Here is a 24,349-nt window from a genome sequence, read left to right on the forward strand (position 1 = left end):
GTGGGAAGAATTCATGAAGGCCAGCGTAGCCCGACCAAGTTTGATCAAGTAGGTAAGCTGCCAGACACCAAGAAACTGGCAGGAATTAAGTCTAAAGAGTATCAGGGCGAAGGTTTTAACCAACTACGCTTTGATGACACCACAGGACAGATCAGTGCTCAACTACAAAGCAGTCATGCCGCCAGCCAACTGAATCTGGGTAAACTCAGTCATCCCAAAGACAAGGCTGAAAGTGAAGACCGCGGCGAAGGTTTCGAGTTACGCACCGACCAATGGGGTGCAGTGCGGGCAGGTGAAGGTCTTCTCGTTTCCACGCATAAACAGGATCAAGCCCAAGGTGAACATCTGGACGCACAAGTTGCTAAACAGCAGCTTGAGGGCAATCAAAACAATGCCAAAGCCTTAAGTGAAGTTGCCAAGAACCAACAGACCGATGAAATAGAATCGCTGGATCAACTTAAAGAGTTTGCGGAGCAGATCCAAGAGAAAATCGCACAATTTAAAAAATCATTATTATTGCTGAACTCACCTGCGGGTATTGGTTTAAGTAGCAATGAAGATATTTATCTCTCTGCCGATGGCCAGATCAACCAGTTTGCAGGCGATAGTATCAATCTAAGTACACAGAAGAACCTGATTACGCATGCCCAAAACAGAATCAGTGTGTTTGCTGCGCAGAATGGCATTAAACAGGTGGCTGCCAAAGGTAAGTTTGAAGTCCAAGCGCAGTCGGATGGCATGGATTTACTTGCCAAGCAAGGCATCCAGATTATTTCGACTGAAGATCGCATTGAGATCAGTAGCCCAAAAGAGATTGTGATTACTGCGGGTGGTTCTCAGATCAAAGTGAATGGTTCAGGGATTTTCCCTGTGACCAGTGGCAAGTTTGAAGCAAAAGCAGGGCAGCATTTACTGGCCTCAGGCGCGAGTGCAAGTCGCAATTCGCCCCAGTTACCACAAGCAAAATCACTGAAAGGCGCGCTACAGTTATTAAGAAGTTATGGGGGAGATAATTTCTTTAAGCAGAACAGCTATAAAGTGATTGACTCTTTAGGTAAGCAACTGACTGGCAAACTGGATGGAAATGGTTTTGCTCAAGTGACAGGCATTGCACCAGGCGCAGCTAAGGTTATTTTTGAAAAAGATGAGACCAGTGCATGGGCAGCAAGTAGTGACTTTAAACGTGATTATACTTGGGCAGAGCCGGTAGAAAAAGTTGCCGCCTCATTAAGCAGTGCATTGGGACAGAACATGAAGCAACAGCTAAGCAGCAGTTTGCTTTCGATGGATAAAAATAGTCTTAAAAACATTGGTAAAAACACCTTAAATGGTTTGGTTGAGCAGACGGTTGGACAAATCAAGGATCAAGTTAGCAATACCGCTTTAAGTGCTGTTTCAAAGCAACTGAACCTGAATATTTCTCCAGATCAAATGAAAAGTCTGGCACAACTCGCCATGAATCCGAGCCAGTCGGTTGACATGGTCAAAGCACAGGGTGTGGGTTTTGTAAAAGATCAAGCAACTGCAAAATTGGCGGAGGCCACCCAAATGGATTCGATCCTTCAACAAGGCATCGTTGATCGTTTTCATGGTCAAAACAAGGGCTAGGATAGATTCTAATTCACGCGCAGCAATTTAAAAAATAGATGTATTGAAATAAATTAAGGGTTTGAGATTGATGGCTACGGAAAAAACACAACAGGCAACAGATCAAAAAGCGTCGAAGGTTGAACTTGCTGTTTTTAATTTGGACAGCGTACACACGGTAACTGACCTGCAAATGATTGCCAAGCAAATCCAGCTTTATTTACAGGTGTGTGGGAATACCAGTTTAGAACAATTACAAGGCAGTGCGAATACGGCAACGGTAGCCAATATTTTTGCTTTAACAGGCAGTGTGCTGGATTTAATTTTATACGCGATTGACAGTAAGACAGAGGATGCTGCGGTACAACAGGGTGCATTGCTCGCTGCAAATTTAATTGGGTTATTTGCAGAACCAAACAATGAAGCACATGCGCGTATGGCATTACGTCCGATGTTTGGTCTAATGTCGCAATGTTTATATCCAGAAAATGGAAAGATTAAAGACGCGGATATTAAACGCTTGGGCCTGCATCTGAATGCGATGGTCGCAGGTGATTTAGAAAAGTTTTTACAAGAAACACAAGCCAAATTAGCGACCTTACTCTCACAGGCAACGATCTTAGGAAGCAGTATTCTTACGAGCTTGTCTGTGCCTACGACACCAATAAGTGCGAACATGGCTGCAACGTCGGCAGCTGCAACAGCAGAGAAAAGAGACCCCAAACTCAAATTTAGCAATTGGGCTGCACCTCTCATTGATTTAATCGGTAAACCGAGTCAGGCAGATTTAACCCCTAAACTACAACCCGATATTCAAACACGCCTGCAACAGAAAGCAACACAAGCAATTGCAACTTTAAGCCAGACTTTACAGCAGCAAGCCAATGCAGGGCAGAAATACAGCTTGGCTTGGTTATTACAACAAACTTTAACTGCGATTCAGGCCAGCGAAAATAAAGGCAATGCCAGTGTGCCAATTAATCAGACGGGAGAATATGAGCGCCATACCAAAGGGGATACCTTGGAGTTTGTGAGCTTACAGGCGGATGCGTTGAATGCACCACCTTGTGAAGGTGATGGTTCAGAGACTAGTAAGAGTATCAGTTATTCAATTGGTGCAGAGCGGGTTCAGCATGCTGATTTCTATTTACCGAAAGTTGGTTTTGTATTTAGCCGCCAATATAACTCGCAAATGGATGAGTTTGATCAGGGGATGATGGGTGCTCGTTGGATGATGCCTTTTTCCAATGTGATTCTGCCAAAAGAACAAGGCTATATTTTTATTGATGCGAAAGGGCGTAAACATGCCTTACCGTCCACGATTTTGCAACAGGCTTACACTGTTCCATATGAAGGAATGACGGTTCATCCAATTGGAAATGGGGATTTGCTATTAAATTTTGGTGGTGACTGGAGTTTTCATTTTCATCAATTTAGTTTTGGTCAGCCCTATCATTTAATTCAACAATTCAATGAAAACACCAAGGACAAAATTAGCCTAAGTTACCTTTTGGCAGATGGTGTTGCTTATCTGCAAGCCATTGATTTTCAATTTGAACAGGCTCAGCATCAACTAAAATTTGCCTTTAATGAGCAAGTTAAGATTATTGCGGTATTTGTGGATGATCAAGTTGAGCCTTGGGCGCGCTATCACTATGATGCACAAGGTAACCTGATCACAGCTTTTGATCAAAATGGCCACGCACGTCAATACGAATATAATCAGGCGCATCAGCTAACGCGCTATACCGATCGTACAGGCCGTGGACAAAATATCCGTTATGAATCGACGTTGCCAAAAGCCAAAGCCATTGAAGAATGGGCGGATGACGGCAGTTTCCATACCAAACTGAAATGGCATCCACGTTTACGCCAAGTTGCGGTTTACGATGCTTATGATGTAGCAACCTATTATTATTTTGATTTGGATGGTTTTACCTATCGGACTCGTTTAGCCGATGGTCGTGAGTCTTGGTATTCCCGTGATGGTGAAAAACGTATTACCCGACAAATTGACTTTGAAGGTCGGGAAACTCAGCAAGAATATAATGATCAGGGCCAACTAGCGAAAATTGTACAGCCGAATGGTGGTGTGATTCGCTTTGCTTATGATCAACAAGGCAATTTAACCGAGACCAAAGATCCAGAAGGCAATATCTGGAAACGTGAATATGATGCACAAGGCAATGTCAGCAAAGAGATTAATCCTTTAGGTCATGTCACTCAATATAAATACAACAGCAATAATCAAGTGGTGGAAGTGGTTGATGCCAAAGGAGGTATCAAGAAAATCCAATACAATGATCAAGGGCAAATGCTGTCTTATACCGATTGTTCAGGCAAGAGCAGTACATGGGAATATGATGAAGAAGGTGATCTAAGTGCCCAACAAGCGGCGAATGAACAGAAAGTTCAATATCTGTATAGTATGCAAGGCAAAGATAAAGGTCAGCTTCAAGCCATCGTATATCCAGATGGCTTGAAAGAGCTATTTGAGCATGATCAAGAAGGTCGTCTGCTTAATCACACCGATACCAACGGCTTAACCACTCAATATCAATACAATACTGTTGGCCTGTTAGAACAACGCATTGATGCCAATCAGCATCGTGTGGGCTATCAATGGGATAAACAGGGTCGTATCCAAAAGCTTATTAACCAGAATCGGGCTGAATACCAGTTTAGCTATAATAAGTTTGGTCAATTAGTTCGTGAACAAGCATTTGATGGTGAAGAAAAGCACTATAGTTATAGTGAAAATGGTCTATTGTTCCAGATTCGACAACCCAATATTCTGACCGAATTTAGCTATTATGATGATGGACAGATTGCGTCTAAAACATATACGCATCTGCATACTCATCAAAGCCAGACAGAGCACTTTGAATATAATTTAAATCAACAATTAAGCTCAGCCAGTAATGCTGAGAGCCAAGTTCAACTGTATCGTAATCAGCTTGGACAATTGGTGCGTGAACACCAGCATTATAAAATGTTGAATTTAACGGCTGTACTGCGTTATGAATATGATGAACTGGGTCATCTGGTTAAAACTATTCGTCCAGATGGACAGCAACAGACCAATCTGAGCTATGGTTCAGGACATATCTACGGAATTGCGTTTAACCAACAGGATGTTGTTTCTTTCCAACGTGATGATTTGCATCGTGAAACGGTACGTTTCTTGGCAAATGGTTTGGTACAAACCAAGCATTATAATGATGTGGGATTACTGATTTCTCAACAGATTGAGCCTGAGCAAGAAACCACAGATCGACTCCGTTATCAAGCGCATAGACATTATCAATATGATAAAAACTATTTGCTCACCCAAGTTGAAGACAGTCGTTTAGGACAGCTTAATTATCAATATGATCCGATTGGACGTTTGATTTCAACGCAAAGTCAGCATAAAAACGAGAGTTTTAAGTTTGATCCAGCGGGGAATCTGGTTGACCCAATCAAACAGACAACACATGCCAAAAACAATTTAATCAAGCAGTATCAAGGCAAGCATTATCAATATGATGTACAGGGCAATGTGATTGAAACCACCCAAAATGGCAAGGTCTTAAAGCTGACTTGGGATAATCATAACCGTTTGATGCAAAGTAACTTGAATGGGCAAGTGACTCAATATGGTTATGATGTCTTTGGACGTCGTTTATATAAGAAATCATCAAATCAAGACTTCACCTTATTTGGTTGGGATGGTGATTTGATGATTTGGGAATCTAGCCAAAATTCGAACCATCCCGAGAACAGCTATACCAAACATTATGTCTATGAGCCTGACAGCTTTGTACCGTTAATGCAGGCAGGGTATCAGGGTTTTATTCAACTGATAGAAACCCCTGATTATAGTGAATATCTCAACAAGCCTTATTCGGTTTATAAAGATCCGATCTGGAGCAGCGATACACGTAAAAACCGTGTGGCTTTAGAACAGACGGTTTTTTATCATTGTGATCAGGTGGGAACACCGCAAACACTGAGTAATGCAGAAGGTGCGCGTGTATGGGAAATTACTCAGGATACATGGGGGACTGCGCTCGAGATTCAAATGCTAAATAAGGACAATCCATTTGAGCAGAGCAATCTTAGATTCCAAGGTCAGTATTACGATAATGAAACAGGACTGCATTATAACCGTTATCGTTATTATGAACCGTATAGTGCAAGGTATATGAGTAAAGATCCGATTGGACTCGAAGGTGGGCTTAATCTTCGTGATTATGTCAAAAATCCAAGTCAGTGGGTTGATCCATTAGGCTTAGCCTCTGAACGAGCTGGAACAAATATAGCTTTAGAAACCTATAATCGAAGTGCTCCACATTTACCTGATAATAGTATTCCAGTAGATAAGATATTGACATCCCAAATTGAAAAATATGCGACAGGGAAATCGGTAGGAGGCTCAGTTACAGCGGGGGTAGGCGTTGGTATTTACGCAAAATATAAAGGAAATGGAGAAAGTACCTTAACAATGGAACGAAAAGTGGGAGTGGGATATGACTATGGTGTATTTGAGGAAGATAAAAAATGGAAATTCAAAACCGGACAAAAACAGGTTAATAGAGAATATGTTGAAGCATGTGCTGCTAAAGGTAAATCAAAATATTGTGCAGGTTCACATACAGATAAATGGGATCCTTATCTAAGAAAAGACAAAACTAAATTGGGAACAGCAAAGGGTATTACTATTAGCCAAGGTAAAGAAATGGTGGGTAATCCAAATGGCCCATCTATTATTCATGGGCCTGGGCATACTTGGGATTTAGGCGCGCATGGTTTCCCTTCTACCTATTAAAGGGAAACCAAATTATCTCAACAATTATTTTTCTATATGAGATAATTCTTGAGAGGCTAGAGGATTTCCCGCCTCAGCTGATTTTTTAAACCACATATGGGCTAAAGAAGGATCCTTTTTAACGCCCAATCCCTCTTTATAAATGCGACCAAGATGATATTGTGCGCCACTTTCGCCTTGTTCTGCTGCCGCTAAGAACCATTTTTGTGCTTGTTGATAATTTTGAGTTACTCCATCACCCAATAAATACATGAGGCCTAGGTTATATTGAGCATCAATTTCCCCTTGTTTAGCTGCTTCTGTTAGCCATTTTAAGCCTTCAATTGGGTTTTTTTTAGTCCCTTGTCCATCAAAATACATATTACTTAAATTGTACTGGGCTATAGGATATCCTGCTTGCGCAGATTTTAAGAAATATGAAAGAGCTTTTTGATTGTCTGCTGTAATACCCAATCCATCCTTATATATAGTTCCTAGATTATTTAATGAAGCTATATCACCTTGTGTAGCTGCTTTCTTAAACCAAAGTATAGCTGTTGTATAATCAGGTTTAAGATGTTCACCCTCTATATATAAAAGACCTAAATTATATTGGGCATTAACATTTCCTTGATCTGCTGCTAAAGTGTACCATTTAATAGCTTCTACAATATCTGGCTGAATTTCTTTATAACCATCGGCATATATGACACCCATATTGTATTGTGATTCAGGATCACCTTTTTCAGCTTTAGAGCGTATATCTTTGATATCAAGATTATTTATGTTACTGTTATTAGAGTGTTGTTTTTCACTAGTCTCAGGTGCAGGCGTAGTTGTTTTTGCACATCCTGAATTCAAGACATTTAATAGACAAATAGCCAAAAAAATTCTTTTTAATAACATCTTCTTATCTCAGATAACATAGCTTGAGCTAATTTACTATATATGAGCATTATTTTCTCTATTTACAACATAAAAATAACATAAACAAAGATTCAATTAATTATTCTTAAACTTAATAAAGTTAAAGCTGACTTGGGACAATCATAACCGTTTGATGCAAAGTAACTTGAATGGAAAAGTGACTCAGTATGGTTATGATGTCTTTGGACGTCGTTTATATAAGAAATCATCAAATCAAGACTTTACCTTATTTGGTTGGGATGGTGATTTGATGATTTGGGAATCTAGCCAAAATTCGAACCATCCTGAGAATAGCTATACCAAACATTATGTTTATGAGTCTGATAGCTTTGTACCCTTAATGCAGGCGGGGTATCAGGGTTTTATTCAACTGATAGAAACCCCTGATTATAGTGAATATCTCAACAAGCCTTATTCGGTTTATAAAGATCCGATCTGGAGTACAGATACTCGTAAAAATCGTGTGGCTTTAGAGCAAACTGCTTTTTATCATTGTGATCAGGTGGGAACACCGCAAACACTGAGTAATGCAGAAGGTGCGTGCGTATGGGAAATTACTCAGGATACGTGGGGAACTGCACTCGAGATTCAAATGCTAAATAAAGACAATCCATTTGAGCAGAGTAATCTTAGATTCCAAGGTCAATATTACGATAGTGAAACAGGACTGCATTATAACCGTTATCGTTATTATGAACCGTATAGTGCAAGGTATATGAGTAAAGATCCGATTGGGTTATTTGGTGGATTAAATAGTGCAAAATATGTCAATAATCCTATACAACTAGTAGATATGTTAGGCCTAATTGAATGGAAGGGTACCGAAAAAAGTTATACAGTATTTGCTGTAACAGGGTTATCTTACGATTTAACTTCACAATGTATTAATGGTGTCCAAAATAGTGTTAAATTTAAAGTAATAGGTGCTGGGATTGCTGGAAAAGGGTTTCCTTACACTATTAATAATGTTTCAGAAGTGACAATGGTCGATAATTATAAAACTTTAAATCCTAAAGCTTTTAATGGTGCTTGGGGAGATATGAGTGCTGGAGCTACTTGGCGTGGTGGAAAAGGAGTTGGAATGACGGCTGTTGGAGAGGCTACAAGTGATGGGTGGTCTAATGATTATAGTAATGGACATTCTTTAGGTGCGGGAATTTCAATGGGTAAGGTAGTTGGCTTTGATTATAGAACTAGCTCATGTCAGATTAGTGAAGTACCCAAATGTGGGCCAGGTGGATGCTTTAAAAAAGATATTCCTACTATGAAATATGATATTAATCAGGCTAAAAAATATAAACCAGTTACCCAGCCACCTGTTATTTTACCACTAATTAGTAATGCTTTTCCTTCAAATTAACTTGAGACTATTATGATTAAATATTTAAATATTTTTGTGATCTTATTTTTAGTTGGCTGTAATAGTCCTGATAGTGCAGCAAATCCTGAATTTGAAAGTTTAAAAAGTGCAGCAGAGCAAGGGGATATTCGCGCTCAATCACAGATGGGAGACGTATATTTATTTGGTGAGTATAATTTTGATGTTGATTATAAAAAAGCCTTTGAGTGGTATCAAAAAGCAGCTGAACAAAATGATGCAAAATCGCAATATAACTTAGCAATAATGTATTTAAATGGATATGGTGTAAAAAAAGATTTGCCAAAGTCCGTCGAATATTATAGAAAATCAGCTTTGCAAGGAGATGCTGATAGTCAACTACAATTGGGAATCAGGTATCTCAATGGTGAAGGTGTAGAAAAAAATCTTGAAACTGCAAAAGAATGGTTTCAGAAGGCAAAAAATTCAGGAAATGAAGAGGCTATTTCTTATTTAAGAAAAATTGATAATTAATAGCTTTGTATTAAATATGAAGAGATCTTTTTTTAAAAATCTATTTATTTTAATGTGGTTTTAGATATTAAGTAGAGTGTCGTTTTATATTGTAATAGGTTTTATGGTTAATATTTTTAAATTTTTACAATTATTTGGTTTGAGTCTACTTTTTTGTGCTTGTGTAAATAGTGCTCCATACGAAAATGCTTATGAATTTAAATTAGCAGAAATTGGTAATGTTGATGCACAATATAATGTTGCAATGAATTTTTTAAATGGTGATGAAGGTTACCCAAAGTGTTGGGTGGTGGGGAGCTAGGTTTGGAGTAACAACTCCTGCTGGATCCTTTTTTGATCGAAATGGCCCCGTAGGTGTGGAAGTCGGTATTGGTACGCCTGGAGTTGATATTAGCGTAAGTGATAGTAAACCGACTTTAGTTCGTACACAAGATTAAAGGTTATAGAATGAAAAAATCATTATATTATATATTTCTCTCTTGTCTTATTATAAGCTGTAATTCTGTAAGTGAGAATAATGTACCTGAGAAAATCGACTTAAAAGAACTTTCTAATGAAATATTTAAGGGATATGAATATGAATATGATACTGATAGGGAAAAGAGCTCGACTCAACTTTTAGTATTGAAAATAAAAAAACAAGATTTTTCTAGCAAAGATTATGAGGGCGTAAAAAATGATCTGTTAAAGAGAAAGTGGGATTTGATAGACTCTTATAAAAGTTATTATAATTTTTGTAAAACTAATTATTATTCGGTAGATATATTGAATCCGATTTATGATAAGCATTATACACGAGACGGTGAAGAAGTTAATTTTAAAAGCAAAGATTATTGGTATTTTGCACTTTATTATAATAAACTAGGTGTTAATAATTGTATGGATTATTATAGTAAGTGATTATTTTGTATGTTTTTTAATTTGGTTTGTGTGAAAAAAATTATTTTAATCAGCTCATTTTTGTTAGCCGGATGTGATAATGAAACAGTAAAAAAGCCTTATTTAGATCAGGTTAATCAAAGATTTGTTGATGAGGCCGAAGTTCTATTTAATGGTACTGTTGAAGACTTAAGTGCTTATTCTTCATATACTGATAACACTGTGGCATATAAAATTAAAGCAGATAAATTTGATATTAATGTTTTTATGAAAGAAGAGAGTAAAGATTTAAAAAAAATGGGCTGGTTTTTCTTTAAGAAGTATAATGAAAGTTATATTTTTTGTGATGGGAAAAGACAATTAGAGATAATATCACCTAGAATTGTTTCTAAAAATGAAGTTTTAGTTAAAGGTTCTGCTGGTATGCAGTTAGATGACTTTTGGCATGTTATATTTATGTCGCCAAATAATACTAACCGCTATGTTTGTTATGATTACAAGAAATAATTTTTATATTTTAAATTTTATTTTTTGATCAAGGTGTGTGTTTTTATATAATGAAAAATATATATAAATCTTTTTTAATTCTCGTATTATTAACTTCCTGTTCACAAGATGAAAATGTTGAGATCGGAAGAAGTAATCATCCAATTAATATGGAATTGAAACGAGAGGCTAAAGATATTTTTGGAAATAAGCTAGAAAATGAGAGAAGTTATCAATCATTTTCTTCAAATGATGTTGTTTATAAAATTAATGTTAAAAATTTGAGTATGGAAGAGTTTGAAAATTATAAAGATCAGATATTACCTAAAAAAAATGGGTTTTTAGATCAAAAGTTAATGAAGGTTATATATTTTGCCAAGGTACTCGCCAATTAGAAATAATTCCTCCACAAGTTCTTGTCGGTAACAATGAACTAGGCCGGGGGAGATATTGGTAAACAGCTTAAAAATAATTGGAATATTTTTTTTAGACATACTGCTAATGGTACCTTAAATGAATGTTATTTAAGAATTAGAAATTAGATGTTGTAAAAAGTGAGTGTAGAGTAATTTTAATTTTTTCAATTAGATATAATGTTGAAGCACAGGGTCGTACAATTACCAGAACTATCAAGGACTAAATATGTGTGTAAGTAAATTCGGTCTAAGTATTGCTATTATATCACTATTAATAGGTTGTAGTCATCGTGTTTATGAGCAACCTTCAGATAAGTATCCATTTGAAGCGAAAATGAAAGAACTATTAGGGGATGACCTTCAAATTGTAAACTCGTTGAGTAAATCAGAAGTAGAAATTTCTTCTTTTGATTTACCAAAAAAAACTAATGAAATAGATAGAGTACTTAAGCAATTACAAAGGGATGGTTGGGTATTAAAGGGGAAAGGAATAGGGGTTGATACCTACTGTTTAGGTCGGAATAATAAAATAAATATTGTCGTTCCAATATCAAAAGGTGTTTATGATTACAAAGGAGGACAGTTGAATATAACAGACTATAGTATTGATGGTATTTCTTATAGCTATAATAAATGGGGATTAGATATGTGTGAGTGATTTTATGATAAACCTATTTAAACCTATAGTCTTATTTGCTTTGTTTTTACAAGTCGGTTGCACTGATGCTATTTATGAGCAACCCTCTGATAAATATCCATTTAAAAGCCAAATGGTAAAACTTTTGGAAAGTGATATTGAAATTATAGATTCATTACACAAAGCTGAAGTTCAGATTTCTTATTTTGAACTACCAAAGAACTCGAATAAAATAGAAAGCGTGGTAAATCTGCTAAAACAGGATGGATGGGTTTTAAAAGGAAAAGGTCAAGGAGTTGATACTTATTGTTTAGGTTTAAATAATAGAGTTAATATTGTTGTTCCTGTCTTTGGCGGACTGTATGATTTTAAAGGTGGGAAATTAAGTAGAACTGATTATAGTGTTAATGCTGTTTTATATTCTTATGATAAGTGGGGCGATGATCTGTGCGAATGATTTTATGAAAATTCTACTTAAATCCATAGTCTTATTTATTTTATTTTTGCAAGTTGGCTGCACTGATGCTATTTATGAGCAACCTTCTGATAAATATCCATTTGAAAATAAAATGAAAGAATTGTTAGGTAGTGATATAGAAATTATAGACTCATTACACAAAACTGAAGTTCAAATTTCCGCTTTTAGATTTGAAAAAGACCCTGAAAAATTAAAAAAAGTAATTAGTCAGTTGGAAAAAGATGGCTGGGTATTAAAAGGACATGGGCAAGGAGTAGATACCTACTGTTTGGAAGCTAATAATAGTATTAATATTGTTAGTCCTAATATAATAGGTGTTTATGATTTTCAAGGAGGAAAGCTAAATATAACAGATTATAATTCTGATGCGGTATCTTATAGTTATAATAAATGGGGCGATGATATGTGTGAGTAATTTTATGATAAATCTATTTGAACCCATAGTCTTATTTTCTTTGTTTTTACAAGTCGGTTGCTCTGATAAGATTGATGAGCGACTCTAGGATAAATGCTCTTTGAAAAAAATTAACAAATGCTTTCTTAATAGTTATATTGCTTTTGAGGGGTTAAGATAAATGTCGGATGGGTTTGTTTTATTTTTATTTTTGTTGTCATTAATTTTATATGTTGTTTTTTTTTGCATAGTTAGATTTTATTTGTTTAAATATTTTGTTAATAAAAGCATTGTGAACGATTATTTAGGTTTTAACTTGAAAAGTTATAAACATACTAAATATCTTTATAGGATAGTATTTAAAAATTTTGACAATTGTGATTTTTATGCAAAGAGAATAAGGTTTTTCTATTTTATACAGATTGTTTATTTGTTTTTTCATTTTTCTTAATGTTGAGATGATTTATGAGATTTAATATTTATTTTTTTAATTTAGTCTGTTTTTTAAATATTTAATGTGTTAAGTTTTGATGGTTTGGAATAAAAAGGTAGAAATGTGGAAAATAGCTATTATGTGGGTTGTTATTGTGGGGTTCATATTTGATTGCAAAATAGAGTCAGAAATTGTGACCTTGCTAATTTTTATTTAAATAGGGGTCTAATTATTTTATCCAACTTATTAGTCACTAGGTCATTTATACTATTTGCAAGAAGATTTAATGAATTCTAAAAAATGTTTATTTCGGCTGAATTTTCAAGAGGTTTTTATAAGGTGCTGAAAAATAAATTATTGTTGAGTCTAACGGTAAGTATTTTTATTACTGCATGTAATGCTTCAAATACATCATCTGATTTAAATATGACATTTGAACAAGCAGAAGAATTAAGGTCACAAGCAGAAGCAGCTCCATCAAATTCAGATGAAAAGAAAAAATATTATAAAAGACTCGAAACTATTTATGAAAATTTAGCAAAAGAAGGGAATAGTGATGCTCAACTCATATTGGCTGATATTTATTTTAAAGCGATGAGTGGAACTTATGATGCTGAAAAATCATTTGAGTGGACAAAAAAATCGGCAGATAATGGAAATATTTCTGCTATGTATAATACGGGTTTTAAATACTATACTGGGGTTGGAGTCCAAAAAAATATAGAAAATGCAAAAAAATATTATCTTAAAGCTGCTAAATTGAATGATGTTGATGCAATGGGCTCTATAGGTTCTGTTTATATTGAAGAAGGAAATACTGAAGAAGGGTTGATTTATTTAAAGAGGGCTGCTGAAAAGAATGATGCACTTTCCCTGTTTGAGTTAGGGTTGATATATTGCGATGGTGTGGTTGTAAAAAAAGACTATAAACTTTGTAATGATTATTGGGGAAAATCTGCATTATTAAATAATGCTGAAGCTGCTCTAAATTTAGGTATTAACGTAATGAATGGTAAGGGTGTCCCTAAAGATGTGGATAGGGCTATTAAGTATTTTGAAATAGCTAGTGAATTGAGTAAAGGACAAGCATCTTACAACTTAGGGGTTATATATTCATCTCCAAATTACAATAAGTTAAATGAAAGCTTATCTCAGTTTTACTTTAATAAAGCATATGAGCAAGGCATATCAAATGCTAAAGAAAAGATAAAACAGTAAGTATTCATATGATAAATATTGTTGTACAAGAGACAATGTGGGAATAATCATAGGAGAAAATACGGTCCATAATTATGCTCCTATTAAATTAATTAATACTGGGAGCGAAAATAATGAGTGAAAATGTTAATGAGGGACTAAGAAGTGTAGCCAAAAAAGTTGTTGCTTACCAGTTTTTTTCTATAATAATACTTATACTTTTTACAGTAGTTGGTAGTGAGTTTGATCTCAACATTTTAGTGTTTCTAGGTTTTTTTATTGTGGCTATATGTGGTATTTATATATTAAAAATATTAATTTTTGATGAAAATATTTGCCCGAATTGTAATAAAAGTTTTTTTAAAAAAGAAGGTGGTTTATCTAATCTTGGGTTTAGTATTTATACTAAAAATTGTACGAATTGTGGGTATAAGCTTCAAAAATAATTTGAGGTTTTTAAAAATTTAATCAGAGAGAAATGTTGTTTTGCATTGTTTTAACTAATTTTTATACAATATTTTTTGTAACTGACTGGAGTAAGGGGTGAGTAATAATTTATGAAAAAAATGGTTTCAATGCTATTAGTAGTTTTAACAGGTTGTAGTTCATGTGTATATAAACCTATTGATGAAAGATCTTTGGATTTTGAGAAGCTTTCTAATGAGTTTTTTTCAAAATATGATTTTGATTTTGAAAGCCGTTTAAATAAAAGTAATATTGTGACAAGTAATGTTTTTATTAGAGGTGATAAATTTTTAAATTCTGATTTTGAAAAGGTTAAGCTGAAAATAGATAAGACTTGGAGGTTGGTTTATTCATCACAAGATCAGTATGTTTACTGTTATAATAGATACAATGAAATGGCAATAGTAAATCCAAAGCATTTGAATTATTACAATAAATTTTCAGAGAAATTATATCTTACTAGGGAGGATGTTGGAAATTGGGTGATTCTATTTACATATGATGAGGATGGAACAGATTATTGTAAAGATGAAGAATTTAATTAACTCTATAGGTTTTAGTGGTTTTTATGTTTGATTTTCTTAAATGTAGTCAGTTGTTTGGTTTAAGTCTACTTTTTTGTGCTTGCACAAATAGTGCACCATACGAAAATAGTCATGAATTTAAATTAGCAGAAACTGGTAATGTTGATGCGCAATATAATGTTGCAATGAATTTTTTAAATGGTGATGAAGGTTACCCAAAAGATTATGATCAAGCTAAGCGATGGCTTGAAATGGCTTCTGAACAAGGTGATGCTTCTGCGCAAAATGCTTTAGGTATTATTTATTTAAGGGGACTAGGCGGTGATAAAAATCTAAGTAAATCAGAATATTATTACAGATTAGCGGCAAGTAAAAATCATGAAAGTGCACAATTGCAATTAGCTCTCATTCTATTAAATAATAAAAAAGATGGGGGAGTAAAGGAAGCTAAAGAATGGTTAGAAAAGGCTAGCTTACAAGGGAATACTGAGGCAAAGGATAAGCTGAAGGAGTTAGAAGGTAAGTAGTTTATTCTTAATATAGTAAGATGAATTTATTTTTATAAATATTCTCCTTTTTTTACCATAGGAATAATCCATTCTTTTGACAAGTCATAAGTTTGTAAATAGAGATAAATATTAATTTGGTGTAGTATTTTTAATCTCACTGCTAGATATAGGTGTAGATGGCACATATATGTGCCTAAGTAGATATACAAAGGAATAAGAAATGCCATTGTAGATATTAAGAGAATATCTCAGTTACTTGGTTGGCAATGTAGTTTAGGGGTTATTTATAATGTCAGTGGATCAAGTGCTGAAGACAAATTTGATAATTTTTTAAGAGGCGGTACTGTAGAGTAGGAGAAACATTTTTTTGGTGATCGGATCTTAGATAGACATTCATTCTTATCTTATAATGCAGATAGGTTAATATTTCAAATCCAGAGTATTGATAGTTTGTATTGTTTTAATATGGTTGTAATTTGATGATAAAATTTATAAAACTGATGTCTATCTTTGCTTTTAGCATCGGTTTATTTGGATGTAATAATGACAGTAATGAGATTGATGTTAAAATGGAGATCGAGCGAATTTTTAAAAATTATAATTACGATTTCAGAGAAGGAATGAAGAGGGGCTCTGTTAGTTATTACAATGTTTTTGTTTCAAAGCAAGATTTATCACTAGATGAATTTGAGAAAGTTAAGGTGGAAATAGAAAAGAAATGGAAGTTGGTTTATATTTCAGAAGATCAATATGTATTTTGTTATGATAAGTATAATGATATGACGGTATTATATCCAAGGAAAATGGATTATTTTGATAAATTTGGACAGAAGTTGTATATAAAATCGAGTGAGCTAGATAAATGGAATGTTAGTATTTTGTATAGAAAACAAGGTACCTCTTATTGTAAGGATGAAAAATTTAATTAGCTTTATTGATTTATGTGTCTATTTTAGCTTGTTTTTTGATTGAAAAATGATGAAATATTTAATGATAGGCTGTTTTTTAATTTTATTTTTTACCTCTTGTGAATAAGATGGAAATGTAGAGATTGGAGGGAGTAATCATCCAATTAATCTAGAGTTGAAAAGAGAGGCTAAAGATATTTTTGGAGATAAGCTAGAAAATGAGAGAGGTTATCAATCATTTTATTCAAGTGATATCGTATATAAAATTAGTGCTAAAAATTTTAGTATGGAAGAATTTATAACTTATAAAGATCAGATATTATCTAAAAAGAAATGGATTTTTAGATCAAAAGTTAATGAAGGCTATATATTTTGCCAAGGTTCTCGCCAATTAGAAATAATTCCTCCGCAACTTCTTGTCGGTAACAATGAACTAGGGCGGGGAGATATTGGCAAACAGTTAAAAAAAATTGGAATATTTTTCTTAGACATACTGCTAATGGTACCTTAAATGAATGTTATTTAAGAGTTAGAAATTAGATGTAGTAAAAAAGCGAGTATAGAGTAATTTTATTTTTTCAATTAGATATGATGTTGAAGCACAAGGTCGGACAATTACACGAAAAATTAGGAACTAAATATGATGTTTAGGATGTTAGGTACGAGCTTCTGTATAGCTTTGTCTTTGTGGTTAGCTGGATGTAGTAGAGGGCTCTATGAGCAACCTACTGATAAATATCCATTTAAAAGCCAAATGGTAAAACTTTTGGGAAGTGATATTGAAATTATAGATTCAATAAATAAGCATGAAGCACAAATTTCTTATTTCGAATTTATTAAGGATCCTAATAAAATAGATAAAATAGTAGAGCATTTAGAGAAAGATGGGTGGATTTTTAAAGGAAAAGGTCAAGGAGTTGTTACTTATTGTCTAGACTCGAATAATAAAGTTAATATAGTTAGTCCAACCTTTGGAGAAATTTTAGACTATAAAGGTGGGAAATTGAAATTAACTAATTATAATGTTGATACGGTCTTATTTCGTTATTATAAATGGGGGGATGATCTGTGCGAATGATTTTATGGAAATTCTACTTAATTTAGTTTGTGCGTAAGTAAGATTAAAGGATGTAGGATGAAAAAAGCATTATATAATATATTTCTCTCTTGTCTTCTTGTAAGCTGCAATTCTGTAAGTGAGAATGATGTACCTGAGAAAATTGGCTTAAAAGAATTTTACAATGAAATATTTGAGGGATATAAATATGAATATGATACTGACAGAGGAAAGAGCTCGACTCAACTTTTAGTAGTGAAAATAAAAAAACAAGATTTTTCTAGCAAAGATTATGAGGGTGTAAAAAATGATCTAATAAAGAGGAGGTGGGATTTGATAGACTCTTATAATAGTTATTATAATTTTTGTAAAAATAATTATTATTCGGTAGATATATTGAATCCGATTTATGATAAGCATTATACACGAGACGGTGAAGAAGTTAATTTTAAAAACAAAGATTATTGGTATTTTGCACTTTATTATAATAAACTAGGCGTTAATAATTGTATGAAGTATTATAGTAAGTGATTGTTCTTTACTTTGATTCGGCTTGTATGAAAAAAATTGTTATAATCCTCTCGTTTTTGTTAGTCGGGTGTGATAAGGATGTAGAACAAAAAGCCTATATAGATAAAGTAAATCAAGACTTTGTAAATGAGGCTAGTGTCCTTTTTGATGGTAAAGCTGGCGATCTAAAAGGTTACTCATCTTATAGCTCGAATACGGTTTCATATAAAATTAAAGCAGATGAATTTAAGATCAATATATTTTTAAACAAGAAAGATAAGCAACTAAAAGAAATGGGATGGAAGTATCATAAAAAATATAATGAAAGTTATATATTTTGTAGAGATAAAAGACAACTTGAAATTATTGCACCACGAGTTGTTGTGGGTAATAAGGAACTGGTCGAAGGTTCTGTTGCAATGCAATTAAATGATGATTGGCATGTAATATTTTATAAAGCTAACAATACAACCTCATATATATGTCATAATTATAAATAGAAGTAGGTATGTCGAATATTTTATTTTTAGGTTGCTTTATAAATAAAAAAGCATTAAGGAAAACTATTTTTTTAGTTTTTATAGTATATCTTTGTTCTTGCACTAGCGTTGACGAAACTCAACAAGGTAGGTATTTTACACATGTCATTAATCAATACTTTGGGGAATATCAACCAAATGAAAAAAATTGGGTTGATAAGCCAGAAAGTAAATATTCAATTACTAAAATAAAGAAATCAAATCTTTCTTTAAATGATTTTTCTAATATTCGTAAGAAATTGGAAGTTGATGGTTGGAAACTTATTTCTGATCAAGATAGTTATTATGAGTATTGTTTGGGTAAAAAATGCATATAGGTATACTTTATCCAGTACGACCACATCATTACAACTCTGAAGGGCGTGAAGTTAAATATACAGATATTAATGACTGGTTAGTAGGGTTATCTTATGGAGAAAGTGGAGTGAATCAATGTAGAAAAGATGAGATACCCGTAATTAAATTAGATTAATTTAAAAAGATAATTTGAACAAGTTTTTAAATTCTGTCTTTAGATATATTCTAATATTTTCTTAGAGATAATATCAGCATATATAAAACAATAGAAATAGATTTTGGCTGAGAAATAGATGCTGGTGCTTCGATTAGTGTTTTATTTTTAAATATAGATTAAATATTAAGAGTAAATTTATGAAAGTTATTTCAATATTGTTTTTATCTGTTTTACTGACTGCATGTTCTAGTACTGAGGAAAAACAGCAAAATCAATATTTTTATAATGTAGTTAATAAATACTTTGGGAAGTACAGCCCGAAAGAGAAATTTTGGATTGATAAGCCTGTGAATAAGTATGCAACGGCAGAGGTGGAAAAATCAAAAATGTCATTTGGTGATTTTGAAAGTATACAAAAAAAATTGCAAGATGATGGTTGGGTGCTAATATCAAGTCATGATAGTTTTTTTGAATATTGTTTTGATAAAAAAATATACATGGGTGTGTTGTATCCAATAAATCCAAAACACTATGGTTATGATGGTGAGGAAATAAAATATGAAAATATAGATGAGTGGTCAGTTGGATTGTCATATAGCGAAGCAGGGATTAAGCATTGTATTAAAGATGAAATTCCAGTAATTAAGTTGGACTAAATGTGTTTTAATATTCTAAATGTATGTTTTGTTTTTTAGTATAATGGTTACTTGAGTGAAGAAATTTATTAAAATAAATCTTTTATTGGTTCTTGTTTTGTTTGCTTTATCTTGTACAAGCGAACGCGATAACTCTAAAATTGTGGATTTTGAAGATATCATATCTAAATATTTTAAATCTTATGGTCCTGTTTTTGAATCATCTATTAGGCACTCTGGAAATCATGCCGGAACAATTTTAATTGATAAGAAAAAACTATCAAAGATAGAAATGAATGATATAAAAAATAAAATAAAATCAGATGGGTGGGGTGAAATAGAGAATTCGGAGAACTATTCGCTGTATTGTCTCAGTCATTATCAGCTTATTGGGATTTTGTATCCTAATGATTTGATTGAGAGAAACAAGAAAGGTGAGGAAATTACTTATGAGGATATAAACTCTTGGAATATAGGGTTGTACTATAACAAAAATGGTGTGAATAGTTGTGAGAGATAGGTTGGATAGCTTTATTTAAGCTAACTAATTTTTTTTAATCTTATTTTACACCATTACCATAATTATAAGCTTGACCTAAAATAAATTTTCCAGAAAAATTAGCAGACCTAATTAAGAAATTTTGTATGTAGAAATTACTTTTGTCATTGAGAATTTATCATTGGCTAAAATTACCTAACTAGGAATGTAGCTACAAAAGCCAGTGGTAGAATGTAAGAATTCAATCTATAAATATCCTTCGATCAGGAATCAAAGAGTTGTATCTGAGTATTATGAGATGAAAAAAAGATCTATTACTTTTACTACAGGGAGTGCAATTAGTGCCAATAATTTCTGTTTATCGGCAAATATTGATGAATTAGATACATGGGATTACTTTAGTAAAATAATTATTTATAAAAATTTAGAACAACAAAAATGGTCATGTTTGGACTTGGAGGGGTGGAAAGTTATTTCAGTTGCTTATCAGGACAGAGATGGTCATCCTTCCATTATATCACTTGATCAAGTGGGTGATGTTGGCATATTTCAAAAGAATAATAATGAACATCAAGAGATTAGACATAAAATAGAAGATAAAATTTATGGACAATTTAATCGTATACGTATAATTAACGGTGATTTATATGCTTGTGGTGATGGCAGCCAAGTGTATAAAAATAATCAGAATCAATGGAAGCCTATTGGGTTAGAGTTTATAGAAGCTCCACTTGAAGTAAAAAAAATAGATAGATCATTCTTAGAAGATAAATATGATCTATCATTCGATAGATGTATATATGATATCAATGGATTTGATAATAATAGTATATACATATGTGGAGTGAAGAGTGATGAAGGATTTATTGCATTTTTTAATGGACATGAATGGGTAGAGGCTCAAACACTTACTACATCATTCTTATATGGAATAACATTGTGTCCAGACGAGACCAATGTTTTAATTTCAGGACAATTCGGTACGCTTCTGAAAGGAAATATGTATGAGGGATTCAAGAACTTAAAGGATATACATATAAATTCGACTTTTTATGGTACAGCATTTTATCAAGAAATTATATACATAGCCTCAGAGCAGGGGCTATATAAATACGAAAATTCAGAGTACTCAATTGTTCCTGAATTAAGTGACCTACAAGGAATTATTGCTGTGGAGGAAAAAGAAGGAGCACTTTGGATTCTTAGTCATAAGTATTTGGTTCGGTTTAATGGAAAAACATGGGATAGAATCAATCATCCAGATAATAATGCAATATGATGAATAGTAAAGCCTCGGTTGAAGTGTTGCATGCTTAACTAAAATTACTATGGAATTAGAGAGATATACATAATGTTATCTGATGAGATGCTCAAGTTAATTAATGATCATCTAGTTTTTTTTAATATACGCTTTAGGAATATTAAAGTAGCTAGAAAACCAACCACTGAATTTATAGCTCAATATCAACAAACTTATCCTAACTATTTATTTTATATTTGGGATAATCTAGGTTTTGCTTGTTTTGAAGATGGTGGTTTCTGGTTGGTCAATCCAGCTGACTATATTGACATTTTGAATTTGTGTTTGAAACATACTGATTTTACTAATCATGATGACTTTTATGTATTTGGTAGGTCAGCATATGGAAATTTGTACGTTATGAATAAAAAAACGAGTTCAAAATTGACAATAGATATCGTAAATTTGAGAATTTATCCAAATATTGATATGCATAGTTCATTCGATGAAATGGATCATGTTAAGACTTTCCTTGCAACGATCGTTACTAGAGCGAAAAATGAAGATATTGATATTTATGATAATAACGAAAATTTTCTTTTTGAACGTTGCTTAGCGAATTTAGGTGAGCTAAAAGACCATGAAATCTATGCGTTCGAACCACCTGCAGTATTAGGTGGGCAGAAAATGCTTGAGAATATGAAAAAAGCAAATCTATTCGAATATATTCCATTTGTAGCTAATTTAGATAATTTTCAAGTGATGTTAGATATTTGCAAAGGATTAGATCGTTTAGAGATTAAACCAATAAATTAAAGTATTACAATGAATTGTGAATAAAATAAAAGTATGAAATCACACTTTTATTGTCGTAAATTATATTTTATATACTTTAATTCTTCTGATGATAAAATTTATTCTGTTTTATCTGGATTTCTATCGTACTTTTTTTTCCAGAGTAAAAACTCCTTTTCATTTTTTTGTTCTTTATAGGCTATAGCTAAATTATACTGAGCAGTGGCATTACCATCTTCAGCTATTGGTTTGAGTAAGCCAATCGCTTTGTTCAAATCTTTTGATGTGCCTTTAGCATTTGCGTATAAATTTGCTAACTGTATTGATGCTGTTTCATAGTTTTGATCTGAAGACTTTGTGTACCATTCAAAGGCTTTTTTATAATCTTTTTTTACACCATGGCCATAATAATAAGCTTGACCTAAATTAAATTGTCCAGAGGCATTGCCATGGTCCGCTGCTATCCTAAATTTTCGTACTGCTTTGACTGAATCTTGTGGAAAAAGAATACCATTAGCATAATATATGCCAATAAAATTAACAGCCTCATAAGAATCAAATTTTGCTGCCTTTTCGAAAAAATTCAATGCTTTTCGATAATCTTCCTCATTTTTTGCTTTATTAAATTCTATTAATCCTAAGTTATGTATAGATGCAGCATGATTTTGCTTAGCAGCTAAAGTGTACCAAGAGATCGCTTTTTCTTCATTGGTTTCACCATTAAATCCATATTGATAGCTTGCGCCAATATCATTTTGTGCAGTGGGATTTCCTTGATTGGCAAGCTTCAAGAGTATTGGAAAGGCCTTATCATATTGATCATTATCAATAAAGTATTCTGCTTGTTTTAGTTTTTTATTGGTTTCTTCGTCATAGATATATACTTTTTCTGAATTTGAACTAGGGTCTTTGGTGGTATTGCCACAAGAAGCTAAAAAGATAAGAAAAGAAAGAGCGAAAATATTTTTCATCAAAATTGAAAGTATTGCTATAACATATGGTTTCTTATTTTATTGTTAATTTATATAATTAACAATAATTAAAAGATATAATAATTGTTCGCTAATGTTTTTCATAAAATATGTCTTGGGCTATAGGACTAAGAATGAAATTTTTGTTTTCTGTATTTGTATTAATGTTAAGTTTGACAGGGTGTGATGTAAAGGCTGGTCAAGCTCATGATAAAAAAATAAGTATAGATTTATCTAAAATAAATGAGGTAATGAAGCGTAATGATGAAAAGGAAAAGAAACAATTCTTTAGCGGATTAGTCATTACAGCTGGAAAAGACGATGCTATCGCTCAAAACTTGATGGGCGTGATATATGAGAATGGATATTTAGATCAAAAAAAAGATATGAACAAAGCAATTTACTGGTATACGCAAGCAGTTAAAAATAATAATGGTTTTGCCGAAAATAATTTAGGGAGTTTATATGCACATGGTATCGGTGTGGAGCAAGATTATAGAAAAGCATATGAATACTATAAAAATGCTATGGAGAAAAATATACCTGAAGCAATAAACTCGATTGGTTTTATGTATTTCAATGGATTCTATCTCAAACAGGATTTAAAGAAAGCATGTGAATATTATCAAAAAGCTGCAGATCTAGGGCATCTACTTGCTCAGGCAAATGTAGCGAACTGCTACTACAATGGTTCAGGTGGAACAAAAAGCCTCAATAAGTATTTTGAATATTCTCTAAAAGCAGCAGAGCAGGGATATGCCCCATCACAATTTAATGTTGCAGCGATGTACAAGAAGGGGGAAGTTATTGATAAGTCAATTGAGAAATCTGTGTATTGGTATAAAAAAGCAATAGAAAACAGTGAACCTCGTGCTGCTTATAATTTGGCATCATTATATGAAAAAGGTGATGGGGTAAAGCAAGATTTTGATCTTGCATATGCTTATTATACTTTAGCAAAAGAGTTTGGATTGGGTGCAGCTCAAAAAAAATTACTGGAACTAGATAGTAAAGTTTTAAATGGGAATATTAGAGTTTTAAGAACTGATGAGGATATTAAAATTGCTGTAGATGACTCTAATCATAATGGAGGGATTGTGGGAGTTAATGATTTTTTGAATTTAAATAATTAATTTTATTATCTTTTTAAAAATGGTTTAATTTTTTT

The 24,349-nt window shown here is 33.0% G+C and carries 27 protein-coding genes and 1 pseudogene; 26 read left to right on the forward strand and 2 right to left on the reverse strand.

Annotated elements, in window-relative coordinates; genetic code table 11:
- Together F957_RS01905 and F957_RS01900 are read left to right on the forward strand one after the other, a co-directional pair.
- Positions 1–1,608 (forward strand): DUF2345 domain-containing protein (locus tag F957_RS01905; protein ID WP_032864709.1); only part of this gene is annotated, 1,608 nt, incomplete at its 5' end.
- Positions 1,609–1,678: 70 nt separating this feature from the next.
- A complete protein-coding gene (locus F957_RS01900; RefSeq protein WP_016542867.1) occupies positions 1,679–6,397 on the forward strand; it encodes an RHS repeat-associated core domain-containing protein in 4,719 nt (1,572 codons plus the stop codon).
- A 24-nt stretch (positions 6,398–6,421) separates the two neighbouring features.
- Here F957_RS01900 and F957_RS01895 read toward each other — a convergent pair whose 3' ends face one another.
- Positions 6,422–7,282 (reverse strand): tetratricopeptide repeat protein, encoded by an 861-nt coding sequence (locus tag F957_RS01895; protein ID WP_016542868.1) that lies wholly within the window; start codon positions 7,280–7,282, stop codon positions 6,422–6,424.
- Between the two features lie 121 nt (positions 7,283–7,403).
- On the opposite strand from F957_RS01895, the pseudogene F957_RS01890 reads away from it, so the two are divergent.
- The 23 genes and pseudogenes from F957_RS01890 to F957_RS01795 form a co-directional block, all read left to right on the forward strand.
- A pseudogene (locus F957_RS01890) lies at positions 7,404–8,663 on the forward strand (RHS repeat-associated core domain-containing protein); the annotation flags it as partial.
- A 12-nt stretch (positions 8,664–8,675) separates the two neighbouring features.
- Positions 8,676–9,155 carry a tetratricopeptide repeat protein gene (locus F957_RS01885; protein WP_016542870.1) on the forward strand — a complete coding sequence of 160 codons (480 nt, stop codon included), beginning with the start codon at positions 8,676–8,678 and terminating at the stop codon, positions 9,153–9,155.
- Between the two features lie 103 nt (positions 9,156–9,258).
- Positions 9,259–9,456 carry a hypothetical protein gene (locus tag F957_RS01880; RefSeq protein ID WP_016542871.1) on the forward strand — a complete coding sequence of 66 codons (198 nt, stop codon included), beginning with the start codon at positions 9,259–9,261 and terminating at the stop codon, positions 9,454–9,456.
- Between the two features lie 146 nt (positions 9,457–9,602).
- Positions 9,603–10,055, forward strand: coding sequence for a hypothetical protein (locus F957_RS01875; RefSeq protein WP_016660631.1), 453 nt, complete (start codon positions 9,603–9,605; stop codon positions 10,053–10,055).
- A 30-nt stretch (positions 10,056–10,085) separates the two neighbouring features.
- A complete protein-coding gene (locus F957_RS01870; RefSeq protein ID WP_228129657.1) occupies positions 10,086–10,541 on the forward strand; it encodes a hypothetical protein in 456 nt (151 codons plus the stop codon).
- A gap of 50 nt (positions 10,542–10,591) precedes the next feature.
- Positions 10,592–10,915: a hypothetical protein gene (locus F957_RS20910; protein WP_016660632.1), complete on the forward strand. Its 324-nt coding sequence runs from the start codon at positions 10,592–10,594 to the stop codon at positions 10,913–10,915.
- Between the two features lie 247 nt (positions 10,916–11,162).
- Complete coding sequence (locus tag F957_RS01865; protein WP_016542874.1) at positions 11,163–11,594, forward strand: hypothetical protein; 432 nt, start codon at positions 11,163–11,165, stop codon at positions 11,592–11,594.
- A gap of 4 nt (positions 11,595–11,598) precedes the next feature.
- Positions 11,599–12,030, forward strand: coding sequence for a hypothetical protein (locus F957_RS01860; protein WP_016542875.1), 432 nt, complete (start codon positions 11,599–11,601; stop codon positions 12,028–12,030).
- Between the two features lie 4 nt (positions 12,031–12,034).
- Positions 12,035–12,466: a hypothetical protein gene (locus F957_RS01855; RefSeq protein ID WP_032861174.1), complete on the forward strand. Its 432-nt coding sequence runs from the start codon at positions 12,035–12,037 to the stop codon at positions 12,464–12,466.
- Positions 12,467–13,178: 712 nt separating this feature from the next.
- Positions 13,179–14,096, forward strand: a complete 918-nt coding sequence (locus F957_RS01850) for a tetratricopeptide repeat protein (protein WP_016542877.1) — start codon at positions 13,179–13,181, stop codon at positions 14,094–14,096.
- Positions 14,097–14,209: 113 nt separating this feature from the next.
- The gene (locus F957_RS01845) at positions 14,210–14,521 is read left to right on the forward strand and encodes a hypothetical protein (protein ID WP_016660634.1); all 312 of its coding nucleotides are present in this window, start codon (positions 14,210–14,212) and stop codon (positions 14,519–14,521) included.
- 111 nt (positions 14,522–14,632) lie between these two features.
- Positions 14,633–15,085: a hypothetical protein gene (locus F957_RS01840; protein WP_016660635.1), complete on the forward strand. Its 453-nt coding sequence runs from the start codon at positions 14,633–14,635 to the stop codon at positions 15,083–15,085.
- Positions 15,086–15,108: 23 nt separating this feature from the next.
- Entirely contained in the window at positions 15,109–15,591 is a 483-nt protein-coding gene (locus F957_RS01835) for a tetratricopeptide repeat protein (RefSeq protein WP_016542878.1), read from the forward strand.
- Positions 15,592–16,052: 461 nt separating this feature from the next.
- Complete coding sequence (locus F957_RS01830) at positions 16,053–16,502, forward strand: hypothetical protein (protein ID WP_228129658.1); 450 nt, start codon at positions 16,053–16,055, stop codon at positions 16,500–16,502.
- Positions 16,503–16,656: 154 nt separating this feature from the next.
- Positions 16,657–16,992, forward strand: coding sequence for a hypothetical protein (locus tag F957_RS20915; RefSeq protein ID WP_228129659.1), 336 nt, complete (start codon positions 16,657–16,659; stop codon positions 16,990–16,992).
- Positions 16,993–17,133: 141 nt separating this feature from the next.
- Complete coding sequence (locus F957_RS01825) at positions 17,134–17,559, forward strand: hypothetical protein (RefSeq protein WP_155762632.1); 426 nt, start codon at positions 17,134–17,136, stop codon at positions 17,557–17,559.
- 57 nt (positions 17,560–17,616) lie between these two features.
- The gene (locus F957_RS01820; RefSeq protein WP_016660638.1) at positions 17,617–18,069 is read left to right on the forward strand and encodes a hypothetical protein; all 453 of its coding nucleotides are present in this window, start codon (positions 17,617–17,619) and stop codon (positions 18,067–18,069) included.
- Between the two features lie 26 nt (positions 18,070–18,095).
- The gene (locus tag F957_RS01815) at positions 18,096–18,548 is read left to right on the forward strand and encodes a hypothetical protein (protein ID WP_016660639.1); all 453 of its coding nucleotides are present in this window, start codon (positions 18,096–18,098) and stop codon (positions 18,546–18,548) included.
- Between the two features lie 8 nt (positions 18,549–18,556).
- Positions 18,557–18,904 carry a hypothetical protein gene (locus F957_RS21540; protein ID WP_016660640.1) on the forward strand — a complete coding sequence of 116 codons (348 nt, stop codon included), beginning with the start codon at positions 18,557–18,559 and terminating at the stop codon, positions 18,902–18,904.
- A 334-nt stretch (positions 18,905–19,238) separates the two neighbouring features.
- Complete coding sequence (locus F957_RS01810) at positions 19,239–19,697, forward strand: hypothetical protein (RefSeq protein ID WP_016542879.1); 459 nt, start codon at positions 19,239–19,241, stop codon at positions 19,695–19,697.
- Positions 19,698–19,752: 55 nt separating this feature from the next.
- Positions 19,753–20,196 carry a hypothetical protein gene (locus F957_RS01805; protein ID WP_016660641.1) on the forward strand — a complete coding sequence of 148 codons (444 nt, stop codon included), beginning with the start codon at positions 19,753–19,755 and terminating at the stop codon, positions 20,194–20,196.
- A gap of 277 nt (positions 20,197–20,473) precedes the next feature.
- Complete coding sequence (locus F957_RS01800; protein WP_016542880.1) at positions 20,474–21,454, forward strand: hypothetical protein; 981 nt, start codon at positions 20,474–20,476, stop codon at positions 21,452–21,454.
- Between the two features lie 72 nt (positions 21,455–21,526).
- The gene (locus F957_RS01795) at positions 21,527–22,231 is read left to right on the forward strand and encodes a GAD-like domain-containing protein (protein ID WP_016542881.1); all 705 of its coding nucleotides are present in this window, start codon (positions 21,527–21,529) and stop codon (positions 22,229–22,231) included.
- A 98-nt stretch (positions 22,232–22,329) separates the two neighbouring features.
- Here F957_RS01795 and F957_RS01790 read toward each other — a convergent pair whose 3' ends face one another.
- Positions 22,330–23,181, reverse strand: coding sequence for a tetratricopeptide repeat protein (locus tag F957_RS01790; protein ID WP_016542882.1), 852 nt, complete (start codon positions 23,179–23,181; stop codon positions 22,330–22,332).
- A gap of 134 nt (positions 23,182–23,315) precedes the next feature.
- On the opposite strand from F957_RS01790, the gene F957_RS01785 reads away from it, so the two are divergent.
- Positions 23,316–24,314 carry a tetratricopeptide repeat protein gene (locus tag F957_RS01785; RefSeq protein WP_016660642.1) on the forward strand — a complete coding sequence of 333 codons (999 nt, stop codon included), beginning with the start codon at positions 23,316–23,318 and terminating at the stop codon, positions 24,312–24,314.
- The last annotated feature ends 35 nt before the right edge of the window (positions 24,315–24,349 follow it).

The organism is Acinetobacter gyllenbergii CIP 110306 = MTCC 11365 (assembly GCF_000413855.1).
GTDB classification, from domain to species: domain Bacteria; phylum Pseudomonadota; class Gammaproteobacteria; order Pseudomonadales; family Moraxellaceae; genus Acinetobacter; species Acinetobacter gyllenbergii.

Coding starts and splice junctions, on each gene's coding strand:
- F957_RS01900 (WP_016542867.1), top strand. CDS start 1,679: ATGGCTACGGAAAAAACACAACAGGCAACAGATCAAAAAGCGTCGAAG.
- F957_RS01895 (WP_016542868.1), bottom strand. CDS start 7,282: ATGTTATTAAAAAGAATTTTTTTGGCTATTTGTCTATTAAATGTCTTG.
- F957_RS01885 (WP_016542870.1), top strand. CDS start 8,676: ATGATTAAATATTTAAATATTTTTGTGATCTTATTTTTAGTTGGCTGT.
- F957_RS01880 (WP_016542871.1), top strand. CDS start 9,259: ATGGTTAATATTTTTAAATTTTTACAATTATTTGGTTTGAGTCTACTT.
- F957_RS01875 (WP_016660631.1), top strand. CDS start 9,603: ATGAAAAAATCATTATATTATATATTTCTCTCTTGTCTTATTATAAGC.
- F957_RS20910 (WP_016660632.1), top strand. CDS start 10,592: ATGAAAAATATATATAAATCTTTTTTAATTCTCGTATTATTAACTTCC.
- F957_RS01865 (WP_016542874.1), top strand. CDS start 11,163: ATGTGTGTAAGTAAATTCGGTCTAAGTATTGCTATTATATCACTATTA.
- F957_RS01860 (WP_016542875.1), top strand. CDS start 11,599: ATGATAAACCTATTTAAACCTATAGTCTTATTTGCTTTGTTTTTACAA.
- F957_RS01855 (WP_032861174.1), top strand. CDS start 12,035: ATGAAAATTCTACTTAAATCCATAGTCTTATTTATTTTATTTTTGCAA.
- F957_RS01850 (WP_016542877.1), top strand. CDS start 13,179: ATGTTTATTTCGGCTGAATTTTCAAGAGGTTTTTATAAGGTGCTGAAA.
- F957_RS01845 (WP_016660634.1), top strand. CDS start 14,210: ATGAGTGAAAATGTTAATGAGGGACTAAGAAGTGTAGCCAAAAAAGTT.
- F957_RS01840 (WP_016660635.1), top strand. CDS start 14,633: ATGAAAAAAATGGTTTCAATGCTATTAGTAGTTTTAACAGGTTGTAGT.
- F957_RS01835 (WP_016542878.1), top strand. CDS start 15,109: ATGTTTGATTTTCTTAAATGTAGTCAGTTGTTTGGTTTAAGTCTACTT.
- F957_RS01830 (WP_228129658.1), top strand. CDS start 16,053: ATGATAAAATTTATAAAACTGATGTCTATCTTTGCTTTTAGCATCGGT.
- F957_RS01825 (WP_155762632.1), top strand. CDS start 17,134: ATGTTAGGTACGAGCTTCTGTATAGCTTTGTCTTTGTGGTTAGCTGGA.
- F957_RS01820 (WP_016660638.1), top strand. CDS start 17,617: ATGAAAAAAGCATTATATAATATATTTCTCTCTTGTCTTCTTGTAAGC.
- F957_RS01815 (WP_016660639.1), top strand. CDS start 18,096: ATGAAAAAAATTGTTATAATCCTCTCGTTTTTGTTAGTCGGGTGTGAT.
- F957_RS21540 (WP_016660640.1), top strand. CDS start 18,557: ATGTCGAATATTTTATTTTTAGGTTGCTTTATAAATAAAAAAGCATTA.
- F957_RS01810 (WP_016542879.1), top strand. CDS start 19,239: ATGAAAGTTATTTCAATATTGTTTTTATCTGTTTTACTGACTGCATGT.
- F957_RS01800 (WP_016542880.1), top strand. CDS start 20,474: ATGAAAAAAAGATCTATTACTTTTACTACAGGGAGTGCAATTAGTGCC.
- F957_RS01795 (WP_016542881.1), top strand. CDS start 21,527: ATGTTATCTGATGAGATGCTCAAGTTAATTAATGATCATCTAGTTTTT.
- F957_RS01790 (WP_016542882.1), bottom strand. CDS start 23,181: ATGAAAAATATTTTCGCTCTTTCTTTTCTTATCTTTTTAGCTTCTTGT.
- F957_RS01785 (WP_016660642.1), top strand. CDS start 23,316: ATGAAATTTTTGTTTTCTGTATTTGTATTAATGTTAAGTTTGACAGGG.